This window comes from Micromonospora maris AB-18-032 (assembly GCF_000204155.1).
Taxonomy (GTDB): Bacteria; Actinomycetota; Actinomycetes; order Mycobacteriales; family Micromonosporaceae; genus Micromonospora; species Micromonospora gifhornensis.
Genome location: NC_015434.1, coordinates 3635439 through 3647528 on the forward strand (window position 1 = coordinate 3635439; position 12090 = coordinate 3647528).

At 73.0% G+C, this 12090-nt stretch carries 13 protein-coding genes; 2 read left to right on the top strand and 11 right to left on the bottom strand.

The annotated features are described in order from the left end of the window. Positions 1-96: 96 nt before the first annotated feature. The 11 genes from VAB18032_RS16190 to VAB18032_RS16240 form a co-directional block, all read right to left on the bottom strand. Positions 97-1125 (bottom strand): DUF3626 domain-containing protein, encoded by a 1029-nt coding sequence (locus VAB18032_RS16190; RefSeq protein ID WP_013733945.1) that lies wholly within the window; start codon positions 1123-1125, stop codon positions 97-99. Between the two features lie 189 nt (positions 1126-1314). Next, the gene (locus VAB18032_RS16195) at positions 1315-1944 is read right to left on the bottom strand and encodes an MBL fold metallo-hydrolase (RefSeq protein ID WP_013733946.1); all 630 of its coding nucleotides are present in this window, start codon (positions 1942-1944) and stop codon (positions 1315-1317) included. Beyond that, positions 1944-3029: an S-(hydroxymethyl)mycothiol dehydrogenase gene (locus VAB18032_RS16200; RefSeq protein WP_013733947.1), complete on the bottom strand. Its 1086-nt coding sequence runs from the start codon at positions 3027-3029 to the stop codon at positions 1944-1946. Before VAB18032_RS16200 ends, VAB18032_RS16195 begins: the two co-directional genes overlap by 1 nt. Further along, a complete protein-coding gene (locus VAB18032_RS16205; RefSeq protein WP_013733948.1) occupies positions 3026-4432 on the bottom strand; it encodes an MFS transporter in 1407 nt (468 codons plus the stop codon). Before VAB18032_RS16205 ends, VAB18032_RS16200 begins: the two co-directional genes overlap by 4 nt. After that, positions 4429-5091 carry a GntR family transcriptional regulator gene (locus VAB18032_RS16210; protein ID WP_013733949.1) on the bottom strand — a complete coding sequence of 221 codons (663 nt, stop codon included), beginning with the start codon at positions 5089-5091 and terminating at the stop codon, positions 4429-4431. Before VAB18032_RS16210 ends, VAB18032_RS16205 begins: the two co-directional genes overlap by 4 nt. Before the next feature lie 90 nt (positions 5092-5181). Next, a complete protein-coding gene (locus tag VAB18032_RS16215; RefSeq protein WP_013733950.1) occupies positions 5182-6036 on the bottom strand; it encodes an alpha/beta fold hydrolase in 855 nt (284 codons plus the stop codon). Beyond that, positions 6033-6881: an SDR family NAD(P)-dependent oxidoreductase gene (locus tag VAB18032_RS16220; RefSeq protein ID WP_013733951.1), complete on the bottom strand. Its 849-nt coding sequence runs from the start codon at positions 6879-6881 to the stop codon at positions 6033-6035. The genes VAB18032_RS16215 and VAB18032_RS16220 overlap by 4 nt, the downstream gene beginning before the upstream one ends. Continuing rightward, positions 6874-8358 carry a flavin-containing monooxygenase gene (locus VAB18032_RS16225; RefSeq protein ID WP_013733952.1) on the bottom strand — a complete coding sequence of 495 codons (1485 nt, stop codon included), beginning with the start codon at positions 8356-8358 and terminating at the stop codon, positions 6874-6876. Before VAB18032_RS16225 ends, VAB18032_RS16220 begins: the two co-directional genes overlap by 8 nt. A gap of 94 nt (positions 8359-8452) precedes the next feature. Next, a complete protein-coding gene (ygiD, locus tag VAB18032_RS16230; protein WP_013733953.1) occupies positions 8453-9319 on the bottom strand; it encodes a 4,5-DOPA-extradiol-dioxygenase in 867 nt (288 codons plus the stop codon). 94 nt (positions 9320-9413) lie between these two features. After that, positions 9414-10016 (bottom strand): MBL fold metallo-hydrolase, encoded by a 603-nt coding sequence (locus VAB18032_RS16235; protein ID WP_013733954.1) that lies wholly within the window; start codon positions 10014-10016, stop codon positions 9414-9416. 10 nt (positions 10017-10026) lie between these two features. Further along, positions 10027-10602 (bottom strand): MarR family winged helix-turn-helix transcriptional regulator, encoded by a 576-nt coding sequence (locus VAB18032_RS16240; RefSeq protein WP_013733955.1) that lies wholly within the window; start codon positions 10600-10602, stop codon positions 10027-10029. Between the two features lie 95 nt (positions 10603-10697). On the opposite strand from VAB18032_RS16240, the gene VAB18032_RS16245 reads away from it, so the two are divergent. Both VAB18032_RS16245 and VAB18032_RS16250 read left to right on the top strand, forming a co-directional pair. Continuing rightward, the gene (locus VAB18032_RS16245) at positions 10698-11585 is read left to right on the top strand and encodes an LLM class flavin-dependent oxidoreductase (protein WP_013733956.1); all 888 of its coding nucleotides are present in this window, start codon (positions 10698-10700) and stop codon (positions 11583-11585) included. Between the two features lie 72 nt (positions 11586-11657). After that, positions 11658-12077, top strand: coding sequence for an archease (locus VAB18032_RS16250; protein WP_043720979.1), 420 nt, complete (start codon positions 11658-11660; stop codon positions 12075-12077). Positions 12078-12090: the final 13 nt, after the last annotated feature.

Sequence of the window (12090 nt, forward strand, 5' to 3'; positions counted from 1 at the left end):
CGGACGCGGAGGGTGAGACCCTGCTCACGCCCCGGGTCGGGCAGACACTCTGACCCGGCACGAACCGGACGCCGGTGTGGATCAGTGACGAACCGGTCAGTCGGCAGGCACGCCGAAGCGCACCAGCACGTGCCAGAGCTGCTTGAGGTGTTGCCGCGTGTCGGTGACCGGGCCCCGGTCGGCCCAGCGGGCCGGGTCGGTGACGACCGAGGCGGCGGCCCGACCGATCAGGGCGGCGGTGAGCGGTTCGCCGGGTCGGGCGAACTCGGCGTGCACCCGGGCCGCCAGCGGCACCATCGCCGGCCCCCGGAAGTCGGCGTCGACCTGGTCCACCGGCAGGACGAAGCCGGCGTGCCAGCGCAGCCGGAACCCGTACCGTCGGGCGGCCGTGGCGAGGTCCGCGCCGACGGCGGTGCCCCGGAACGAGGGATCGGCGACCAGCTCCTGCACGTCCCGGCCCAGGTGCAGTTCGCCGTGCACCTGGGCCTCGACGTAGTCGTCCAGGGCCCGGCCGGCGGCGGCTGCCGCGAGGTCCTCGCGGCGGCGCAGCAGGTACGCGGTGAGGTCGACCAGGTTCATGCCGGGACGGCCCAGGCAGACGCCGGTGTCCACCGTCGCCGCGAGCAGCGCGGCCAACACCGGCTCGAACACCTCGGCGGTGCCGACGTCGCGGGGACCGAGGTGGCTGTCGCCGAAGCAGAACGTGGTGCGGTGCCGCACCTCGGGCCGCAACCGCAGGTGGCAGGAGCCGAACCGGACAGCGGCGCCGTCCGGGTGGTCGAGCAGGTTCAGGCCGCCGTACTTCGGCCGCTCCGCCGGGCGCACGCCCGGTCGCTGGTACGCCCCGCCGAACATCTGCTGCTCCCACCGGTCCCGATCGCCCCCCGGGTACGCGGTCAGCCCGCCGTTGGAGATCCCGGTCTCGAACTGGCTGCGGTAGACACCTTGCGCGGCGAGGGCCTGCGCGACCGACCGGCCGTCGGCGAGCAGCCGGTCGGGGTGGAAGTTGAGGGTGATCCGGCCGTCGTGGCCGATCGCCTCGACGAGGTGCGCCGGGTCGGCGCGTACGTCGGTGAGCAGTCGACCGATGATGGCCCGCGCGTCCGGACGGTCGCGCAGCGCCACGGTCCGCACGTGCCGCAGCGCGTGACGCTGGGCCGGGGTCAACGTCGGTGGCGGGCCGGGCTGGCGTGGGGCGACACCGACGGCGGGTGGAACCGCCGCCGGTGCGCGTTCACAATCGGGTACGGATGACACGGCGACAGGGTCGCCCGACTCTGACCGCCGACGCATCACATTTGTCGGCGACGCAGGTCAGTGTCCCCGGGCCAGCCACTGCGGCAGTTGCGGCGCTTCGGCGCCGATGGTGCTGCTGTCACCGTGACCGGGACGCACCACGGTCTGCGGCGGCAGGGTGAGCAGCCGGTCGCGGATCGAGTCGATGATGGTGCCGAAGTCGCTGTAGGAGCGGCCGGTGGCACCGGGACCGCCGGCGAACAGGGTGTCGCCGGTGAAGACGACCTCCTGGGCGGCGTCGTGCAGGCAGCACGCGCCGGGGCTGTGCCCGGGGGTGTGCAGCACGGTCAGCGTGCTGCCGCCGACCTGGATCCGCTGGCCGTCGTGCAGCTCGCCGCCCGGCGGTTCGTCGGGGTGCACCATGTCCCACAGCACCCGGTCGGCGGGGTGCAGCAGCACCGGCGCGCCGGTGGCGCGGGACAGCTGCGGGGCGACCCGGACGTGGTCGTCGTGGGCGTGGGTGGCGACGATCGCGGTGACCCGGCGGCCGGCCACCACCTTGCAGATGGCGTCCACGTCGTGCGGGGCGTCGATGACCACGCACTCGGTGTCGTCGCCGACCACCCAGACGTTGTTGTCGACGTCGAAGGTCTGCCCGTCGAGGGAGAAGGTGCCGGAGGTGACGGCGTGGTCGATGCGGGCGGTCATCAGAAGACCACCACCGAGCGCAGCACGTCGCCGTGGTGCATCCGGGCGAACGCCTCCTCGACCCCGTCGAGGCTGATCTCCTCGGTGACGAAGGCGTCCAGGTCGAGGCGGCCCTGCAGGTAGAGCTCGGTGAGCATCGGGAAGTCGCGGCTGGGCAGACAGTCGCCGTACCAGCTCGACTTGAGTGCCCCGCCCCGGCCGAAGACGTCCAGCAGCGGCAGTTCGACGCGCATCTCGGGGGTGGGTACGCCGACCAGCACGACGGTGCCGGCCAGGTCACGGGCGTAGAAGGCCTGCTTCCAGGTCTCCGGTCGACCGACCGCGTCGATCACCACGTCGGCGCCGAACCCGCCGGTGGCGGCCTGGATCTCGGCCACCGGGTCGGCCTCGGAGGCGTTCACGGTGTGGGTGGCGCCGAACTTGCGGGCCCAGTCGAGCTTGCGGGAGTCGGTGTCCACCGCGACGATCGTGGTCGCGCCGGCCAGCACCGCACCGGCGATCGCCGCGTCGCCGACACCGCCGCAGCCGATCACCGCCACCGAGTCACCGCGGGTCACCCCGCCGGTGTTCATCGCCGCGCCGAGCCCCGCCATCACACCGCAGCCGAGCAGCCCCACGGCGGCGGGCCGGGCGGCCGGGTCCACCTTGGTGCACTGGCCGGCGTGCACGAGCGTCTTCTCGGCGAACGCGCCGATGCCCAGGGCCGGGGTGAGTTCGGTGCCGTCGGTCAGGGTCATCTTCTGGGCGGCGTTGTGGGTGGCGAAGCAGTACCACGGGCGGCCGCGTCGGCAGGCCCGGCACACACCGCAGACGGCCCGCCAGTTGAGCACCACGAAGTCGCCCGGGGCGATCGCGTCGACCCCCGCACCGACCTGCTCGACGATGCCGGCGGCCTCGTGCCCGAGCAGGAACGGGTAGTCGTCGTTGATGCCGCCCTCGCGGTAGTGCAGGTCGGTGTGGCAGACCCCGCAGGACTGCACCCGTACCACCGCCTCACCGGGCCCGGGGTCCGGCACCACGATGTCGGTCACCTCGACCGGAGCGCCCTTGCTGCGCGAGATGACTCCCCTGACCTGCTGGCTCACGCTTTCCTCCTCATCCGCGCCGGCGCGCCGCGCCGCCGTGCTGCGGCTTCGCCGGTGAACCGACGGCGCCGACGATCATTCCCGGAGGCGAACCTACCGCCGCGACCACCGATCGGCACAGTGTCCGGGCGGCCGACCGGCAGGTCCGGCCCGTCGTGCTGGCGTCGGGCGGCGTTGCGCCACCGCAGCACCTGCACCACACCCACCGCCCACAGTACGTACTGCACGGCGAAAGCCCAGCGGTATGCGTCGAGACCGGGCACGGTCTGCCCGGCCGGGGTGGCCACGTCGAGCACCACGCCGATGGCGAGCACCAGGGCGATCGCCGCGACGAAGCCACCGACGTTGACGATCCCGGTGGCGCTGCCGATGCGGTTGACCGGGTTGAAGGTGCGGACGAAGTCGAAGCCGATAAGCGAACCGGGGCCGTTGAAGGCCAGCACCAGCACCAGGGCGACGAGCAGCCAGCCGGGCGCACGGCCGGGCCAGGCCAGCACCACCGTCCAGGTCGCCGCGGTCGCCGCGACGATGCTGAAGACCACCACCGAACGCCGTCGCGGGAACCGGGCGCACAGGTGCGCCACCGTCGGCCCGGTCACCAGCATGCCCATCGTCAGTACAGTGAGCAGGGTGGCGGCCGCGGTGGGGGTGAGCCCCTGCCCCTGCACCAGGAACGGGAAGCCCCACAGCAGCGCGAACACGCTGCCGGAGAACTGGGCGACGAAGTGGGTCCACAGCCCGAGGCGGGTGCCCGGGGCGGCCCAGGCGGCGGCGAGCAGCCCGCGCGGCGGCGGCGCGGCGGCCACTGTCACCCGGCGCGGGCTGTCCCGGATCGCGGCGACGGCCACCAGCAGGATCACCGTGGACACTGCGGCGGCGGTCAGGAAGGCGGTGGTCCAGCCGGTGTGTTCCAGCAGCAGCACGAGCGGGACGGCGCCGAACACCGCGCCGAGTTGCCCGAGCGTGCCGGTCAACTGCACGAGCATCGGGTTGCGGCGGCCCGGGAACCAGTACGCGACGATCCGCAGCACGCTGATGAAGGTCATCGCGTCGCCGAGACCGACCAGGACGCGAGCCGCCACGGCCAGGCGTACGTCGGTGGCGAGGGCGAAGCAGAGTTGACCGGCCACCATCAGGGCGCCGCCGGTGATCAGCAGGCGGCGGGAGCCGTACCTGTCGAGCAGCATGCCGACGGGCACCTGCATCAGCGCGTACACGGCGAGTTGGGCGACGGTGAAGGTGGCAAGCGTCGCGGCGCTGATCTCGAAGCGGTGGGACGCCTCCACCCCGGTGACACCGAGCGAACTGCGGTGGAACACCGACGCGGCGTACGCGCTCAGGGCCACGCCCCAGACCAGCAGCGCCTGCCGGCGCGGTACGGGTGCCGGGTCGGCCAGGCTCACCGCAGGCCCCGCAGCGCGCGGGCGGCGTTGTCGATGTGGGTGGCCACGGTGGCCAGCCACGGTCCGGGGTCGTCGGCGTCGAGGGCGGCCAACTGGGCGGCGTGGTCGGTCAGCGCCATGTCGGCCCAGCGGGGCGAGAGCCGGAAGGTCGTCTCACCCATTCGCAGTTGCCGGTCACGCAGCCGCTGGTACAACTCGGCGAGGATCTCGTTGCCGGCGGCGTCCACGACGGTGGCGTGGAACGCCCGGTCGGCGGCCATCAGGGCGGTCAGGTCACCGGCGGTGTGGGCGGCGCGCATCTCGGCCAGCCGGGCGGCCAGGTCGGCGCGGATCTCGGCGCGCCGCGGCCAGACCTGCTCGGCGGCGTGCACCTCGACCAGCCGGCGGGCCTCGATGACGTCGGTGATCTCGCGGGCCGAGACCGGCAGGATCAGCGCCCCTCGCTTGGGATAGAGCCGGACCAGCCCTTCGGTCTCCAGTCGCAGCAACGCCTCCCGCACCGGAGTTCGTGACACCCCGGTCGCCTCGGCGATCTCACCCTCGCTGACCAACGACCCACCGGGATGGACCTGTTCCAGGATGGCCTGCTTCAGGTGGCGGTAGGCGCGTTCGGCGGCCGAGGGCGCGGCGGTACGACCGACCGACGAGGGATGCGTCATGTATCTATCATGCGCCTCAGGACTTTCGGCAGCTCCGGCAGGGTCCCGACGGTCGCCGGCTGCGCGGTGGCCGTGGCGGTCGTCCTGCTGCTATCGCGACCCGGGTGCCGTGGCCCAGAAGTCGCGCACCAGTTCGCTGAACTCCTCGGCACGCTCGACCTGCGGCAGGTGTCCACAGCCGGCGAACACCTGGGTACGGGCGTGGGGCAGCAGCGTACGCGCGGCGGCCAGGTGCGCCGGCGGCAGGATCCGGTCGTCGTCGCCCCAGACCACCAGGGTCGGCAGGCCGAGTCCGGCCAACCGGCCGAGCAGCTCGTCGCGCCAGGGCTGCCGGATGCCGCGCACGGTGCCGAGACCACGCGCGGTCTCCAGCACCACCCGTGCGGCGTACGGGCGGCGGGCCACCGCCAGGGTGTGCCCGATCCGCTCGGGGCTGGCCAGCGTCGGGTCGTGGAACAGCGCCCGCTCGGCGCGACCGGCCGTGTGACGGCTGGGCCGCAGCAGCAGCCGACCCAGGCCGGGCAGGGTGATCAGCCGCAACGCCAGGGTCACCTCGCGGCCGAAACCCGCGCTGGCTACCAGGGTGAGGGAGGCGACCCGGGTCGGCCGGGTGACCGCGTACCCCATGGCGACGGCGCCGCCGAGCGAGTTGCCCACCAGATGCACCGGCTCGTCGACCCCGGCCGCGTCCAGGTAGGCGCCGACGAACCGGGCCAGCGCCGGCAGGGTGTACGGCTCGGTCATCGGCAACGATCCGCCGTGGCCGGGCAGGTCGACGCTGTGCACCCGGTACCGGTCGGCCAGCAGGTCATGCTGTTCGGTGAAGTCCCGCAGCGTACGCCCGATGCCGTGCAGCAGCAGCACCGGCGGCCCGGCGCCGTCGACGCGGTGATGGACCCGCCGCCCGTCGACGGTGAGGTGCCGGAACCGCGCGGGGGTGCTCACCCTTGCGCGGGGGTACGGGGGCGGGTCTCGGCGCGGCCGATGGCGGCCAGCAGGTGACGGTGAGCGGCCGGCGCGACCCGGACCAGCAGGTCGGGAAGGCGGGCCGACCAGCCGATCAGGACGCGACCGCGGCGGCGGGCGACGCCTCGCAGGATGGCCTCGGCGGCGGTCGCCGGGTCGATGGTGAGCAGTCGTTCGAATCGCCGCCGGCCGTCCTCGAACTGGACCCGGTCCACCCCGCTGCCCACCCGCGCGTCGCGGGCGATGCGGGTCCGCACCCCACCCGGGTGCACGCAGGTGACGCCGATGCCGTCGGCGGCGAGTTCGTGTCGCAGCGCCTCGGTGAAGCCGCGTACCGCGAACTTGCTGGCCGAGTAGGCGACCTGGCCCGCCGGGGCGATCAGCCCGAACAGGCTGCTGACGGCGACCAGGTGCGCGCCGGGTTCGGCCTTGAGCGCCGGCAACAACGCGTGGGTCAACTGTGCCACCGCCCGGAAGTTCACCTCGACGACCCAGCTGAACTCGTCGAAGGTCACCTCGTCGAAGCGCCCGCCGAGGGCCACCCCGGCGTTGTTGACAAGCAGTCGGATCCTCGGGTGTCGGGTGCGGATCTGCTCGGCGACAGCGGCGGTGGCCTGCGCGTCGGCCAGATCGACCTGGTACGTGTGCACCGTCCGACCGGTGGCGCGCAGCGCGGCGGCCACCGCGTCGAGGCCGTCGGCGTCCCGGTCGAGCAGGACCAGGTCGCTGCCGCGCCGGGCCAGCCCGTGGGCCAGGGCCGCGCCGATGCCACCGGCCGCGCCGGTGACGACGGCGGTGCCGCCGGTGAAGTCGAACCTACGCATCGACAGACCTCCGTAGTGCCGAGTCGGCCCGGCTGAATCGGACCCCAGGGTCGGTGACCCGCCCGAACCGCAGCAGCAGCAGATCGCGCAGGTAGTTCTGGCGCACCCGCCACGGTGCCCGATGACCCTGCCGGGGCAGCCGATCGACACCCCGGCGCACGTACCCGGAGGTGAGCCCGACCAGCGGCGCCCGGCGATCGTCGGGTGGGGCCAGCGGGGTGACCACCTGCGTGCCGGTGCGGTCCAGGTGCCGCAGCAGCCGGCACACGTACTCGGCGACCAGGTCGGTCCGCAGCGTCCAGGATGCGTTGGTGTAGCCGAAGGCCAACGCGAAGTTCGGCACCCCGGAGAGCAACGTCCCCTTGTACGCGACGGTCTGCGCCACGTCGACGTCGACGCCGTCCACCCGCAGTGTCATCCCGCCGAGCAGGAGCAGGTCGAGCCCGGTGGCGGTGACCACCACGTCGGCCGGCAGGTGGACACCGGAGTTCAGCGCAATGCCGTCGGTGGTGAAACGGTCGATGGTGTCGGTGACCACGGTGGCCCGACCGGCGGACACCGCGGCGAACAGGTCCCCGTCGGGATCCACGCACAACCGCTGATCCCAGGGGTCGTAGCGGGGGTTGAAATGGCGGTCCACGTCGTAGCCGGCCGGCAGCGCGCGGGCCGTTCGCCGGCGCAGCGCCCGCCGCACCAGCCCGGGCGCCCACCGGCTGAGCTGGTAGATGGCGGTGACCAGCAGGATGCTCTTCCAGCGAATCAGCGGGTACGCGAGCCGCTCCGGCAACCGGCGGCGCAGCGTGTCGGCGAGCGCATCGTCACTGGAGTGCGCCAGCACGTAGGTGGGTGAGCGTTGCAGCATGGTCACCTCGGCGGCCTGCCGGGCCAACGCCGGGACCAGGGTGATGGCGGTGGCGCCACTGCCGATCACCACCACCCGGCGGTCACGCAGGTCGAGGTCGGCGGGCCAGTGCTGCGGATGCACGATCCGGCCGGTGAACTGCTCCTGCCCGGTGAACTGCGGGGCGTACCCGGCGTCGTAACGGTAGTAGCCGGTGCAGGCGTACAGGAAGGAGCAGGTGAGGGTGAGTGTCTCGGCGGTGTCGTCGCGACGGACCAGTACCGTCCAGCGGGCCTGCCTGCTGTCCCAGTCGGCCCGCAGCACCCGGTGCCGCAACCGGACGTGCCGGGTGACGTCGTGCTCGTCGGCGGTACGACGCAGGTAGTCGAGGATCGTCGCGCCCTCGGCGATCACCTTCGGGGCCTGCCACGGGGCGAAGGAGTAGCCGAAGGTGGACATGTCGGAGTCGGAGCGTACGCCCGGATAGCGGAACAGGTCCCAGGTGCCGCCGATGCAGTCGCGGGCCTCCAGCACGGCGAACGTCTTGTCCGGGCAGTGCCGGCGCAACTGGCAGGCCGCGCCGATGCCGGACAGCCCGGCGCCCACGATGAGCACGTCGACGTGGTCCGGGGCCATTTTGATCCTCCTGGTACGCGAGGTGCTGCCTCGGGACCATACCTGTGGGCGGGACCGCCACGGCCTGGCGGGCGTCGGTGACCAGGGCTGCGGTTCAGATGTTCGCGGAGTCCGGCGGCACCGCGTCGGGCAGCGTCGGCGCGCCGGCGAGCGGTTCGGTGGCCCGGCCGGGCAGACCCAGGGTGTACGCGGTCATCGACAGCGACCCGTAGGCGTACCCGTCCACCAGCACCTCGGTGCCCTGCCCGGCCGCCCCGGCCAGGCCGGCCAGGTAGAGCAGCGGGATGAAATGGTCCGGTGTCGGCACAGCGAGGCCGAAGTCGCGGTGGGCGTCGAGGCGACCGGCCTCGGTGGGGTCGTCCAGCATGGTCGCCTTGGCCGCCTCGTCGAAGCGCTGCGCCCAGTCGAAGCCCTGGTCGACCAGTCGACGGTCGACGCCACCGAGGTTGTGCACCACATTGCCGCTGGCCACCACAAGCACTCCGCGCTCGCGCAGCGGGGCGAGCTTCGCGCCCAGCTCAAGGTGGTAGTCGAGGCCCTTGAAGGCGTTGATGCTCAGTTGCACGACCGGGATGTCCGCCTCGGGGAAGGCGTGCACCAGCACCGACCAGGTGCCGTGGTCGATGCCCCAGGAGTCGATGTCGGCGCCCACCCAGGTCGGGTGCACCACGTCACTTACCTCTTCGGCCAGCTCGGGCAGGCCTGGCGCGGGATAGCGGACGTCGAACAGCTCCTGCGGGAAGCCGTAGAAGTCGTGGATCGTCTTCGGGCGGGGCATCGCGGTGACCGCGGTGGCACCGATGTACCAGTGGGCGGAGACCACCAGGATCGCCCGGGGCCGGGGCACCGACCGGCCGAAGGCCCGCCACGCGGCGGTGTACCGGTTGACCTCCAGGGCGTTCATCGGACTGCCATGGCCGAAGAACACGGCCGGCATCGTGGACACCGTCTTGTCGCTCATCGCACGCTCCTGCCGTGACCCCTCGCCAGAGGGTATCCGGCCCGCCCGGTGGCCGGCAGGGCTGCGCCGATCCCGTACGCGACCGGGGGTGCCCTCAGGTGGTCTCGCCCGGGGCGAGGTACCGGTAGCCGGGGACGGTCTCGGTGAACCAGCCATTGACGCTGGCCAGGCCCCGGTCGTTGAGCTGGGCGTCGTGGATGGGGAACACCTCGGTCGCGCCGACCGCGGTGGCGAAGTCGATCGCCTCGGTGAGTTTGAGCCAGGACGCCTGCGCCGGGACCAGCAGGGTCCGCACCGGCCGACCCGGCAGGTGCAGCGAGTCGCCCGGGTGGTAGACGGCGTCGTCGACGAGATAGCCGAGGTTGACGCAGTCGGGTTGGTCGCCGTGGATGGTGGCGTGCCGTCCACCGACGGCGGTCACCTCGAACCCGGCGGCGGTGAAGCGTTGCCCCGGTCGCACCCGGGTCACCGGCAGCCGGGCCAGGTCCGGCAGCACGGCGCCCTCCGGTACGAAGACCGGCACGCCCAGCCCGGCCAACCGCAGCACGTCGACGTGATCGGTGTGTTCGTGGCTGACCAGTACGGCGTCGGCGCCGGCCAGGGCCCGCGGCTCACTCCACGTGCCGGGGTCGATGACCAGCACCGCGCCGTCGAGTTCGAGCCGGACGCAGGAGTGGGTGTACTTGGTTGTCCGCACCCGATGCAGGCTACGGCTCGGCGGTGCGGCGGGGGGTCCCGCTGCGCGTGGCGCGGGTCGCCGGGCGGCGGCGTGACGGTGGCGGGTCCGCCACCACCTCGGCCACCGCACACAGGTCGGTCAACGGGTCGGCCGCCTGCGCCGCGCACGCCGCCCGGCGCAGCAGGGCCCGCAGGGTGGCGGCCTCCTCGTCGGTCAACGCCGCCATCAGGCGTGTCTCGACGTCCCGCAACGCCTCCCGCCGCTGCCGGGCCGCCGCCCGACCGGCGTCGGTGACGACGACCAGCCGGCTGCGCCGGTCGGCCGGGTCGGGGCGACGCGACAGCAGCCCGTCGCGCTCCAGGTCGTCGATCAGGTACGTCAGCACGGTGCGGTCGATGCCCAACTCCTCGGCGATCGCGCCCTGGTTACGCGCCGGCTCCCGGTCGGCGGCGACGAGCACCTGGTAACCGCGGGGCCCGCCGGGCAGGTCACCGACGGTGTGCTCGGCGCCGCGGAGGTGGGCCCGGAAGAGGACGCCGAGCATCCACCCGAAGTCGTCGGTGATCGGGTCGGTGTGGATGTCGTCGCCGTGGGGACCGCTCATGCCCCAAGGTTAGCCCAGATCACAGATTTTATTGAGCACACATGTTCTATCCGGCATAGCATTGGCGTTCTCCGCTCTCAGGAAGGACGACCGCGATGAGCGACTACGGACACGACCTGATCTTCGGCTCGTTCCTGACCCCCGGCAGCGCCGACGCGACGCAGCCGGTCCGGCTCGCCATGCTCTCCGAGCAGGTCGGGCTCGACCTGGTCACCTTCCAGGATCATCCCTACCAGCCCGCGTACCTGGACACCTGGACGCTGATGAGCTTCGTCGCCGCCCGGACCAGCCGGGTACGCCTGGCCGCGAACGTGACGAACCTGCCGCTGCGTCCACCCGCGGTGCTCGCACGCAGCATCGCCAGCCTGGACCTGCTCAGCGGTGGCCGCACGGAGCTCGGTCTGGGCGCTGGAGGGTTCTGGGACGCCATCGAGTCCATGGGCGGGCGACGCCTCTCCCCCGGGCAGGCGGTACGGGCGTTGGAGGAGGCGATCGAGATCATCCGCCAGGTCTGGGACGCCGGCGCACGGGGCGGCGTGCGGGTCGACGGCGAGTTCCACCGGGTGATCGGGGCCAAACGCGGTCCGGCCCCCGCCCACGACGTACCGGTCTGGATCGGGGCGTACAAGCCACGGATGCAGGCGCTGACCGGACGCCTGGCCGACGGCTGGCTGCCGTCGCTGCCCTACCTGCAGCCCGGTGACCTGGCCAAGGGCAACGCCGTCATCGACGAGGCCGCCACCGCCGCCGGCCGCTCCCCCACCGACGTACGCCGGCTGCTCAACATCAGCGGACGGTTCACCGCGACCGGCAGCGGCCCGCTGCAGGGCCCGGCCGAGCAGTGGGCCGAGGAGTTGGCCGACCTCGCCCTGACCGAGGGCGTCAGCGCCTTCATCCTGGCCAGCGACGACCCCGACGACCTGCGGCGATTCGCCGCCGAGGTCGCGCCGGCCACCCGGGAGCTGGTCGCCGCCGAACGGTGATCGCCTGCGGCGGCCCGACCCGTCGGTGAGAGCGGTCACCGCGCCGGTCCGGCGGGCGGCATCATTCGGGGCATGGGGCCAGCACGCGGGCATCGGTTGGTGCCGCACACCGCCGACGTCCGCATCGAGGCGTGGGCGCCGGACCGGGCCGGCTGCCTGGCCGAGGCGGTCACCGCGATGGTCGAGTCGTTCGCCGACCTCGCCGGTGCCCGACTCCACGCCGAACGGGAGTTCCGCCCGCCACCGGCCGCCGACGAGGACCTGCTGGTCGCCGTCCTCGACGAGGTGATCTACCGGATGGAGACGGCGGACGAACTGCCGCTGGTCACCGAGATCACCGACGACGCGGGTGGCCTGCGGGTGCGCTGGGGCGTCACCGCGACCGGCGAGGTGGAGCTGACCGGCGCGGTACCGAAGGCGGTCTCCCTGCACGAGCTGCGCTTCGGCGGCAACGACGCGGGCTGGTCCGGTGCGGTGACCCTGGACGTGTGAACGGCTGCGGCGA

Coding starts and splice junctions, on each gene's coding strand:
- VAB18032_RS16195 (WP_013733946.1), bottom strand. CDS start 1,944: ATGACCGCCCGCATCGACCACGCCGTCACCTCCGGCACCTTCTCCCTC.
- VAB18032_RS16210 (WP_013733949.1), bottom strand. CDS start 5,091: ATGACGCATCCCTCGTCGGTCGGTCGTACCGCCGCGCCCTCGGCCGCC.
- VAB18032_RS16220 (WP_013733951.1), bottom strand. CDS start 6,881: ATGCGTAGGTTCGACTTCACCGGCGGCACCGCCGTCGTCACCGGCGCG.
- VAB18032_RS16225 (WP_013733952.1), bottom strand. CDS start 8,358: ATGGCCCCGGACCACGTCGACGTGCTCATCGTGGGCGCCGGGCTGTCC.
- ygiD (WP_013733953.1), bottom strand. CDS start 9,319: ATGAGCGACAAGACGGTGTCCACGATGCCGGCCGTGTTCTTCGGCCAT.
- VAB18032_RS16240 (WP_013733955.1), bottom strand. CDS start 10,602: ATGAGCGGTCCCCACGGCGACGACATCCACACCGACCCGATCACCGAC.
- VAB18032_RS16245 (WP_013733956.1), top strand. CDS start 10,698: ATGAGCGACTACGGACACGACCTGATCTTCGGCTCGTTCCTGACCCCC.
- VAB18032_RS16250 (WP_043720979.1), top strand. CDS start 11,658: ATGGGGCCAGCACGCGGGCATCGGTTGGTGCCGCACACCGCCGACGTC.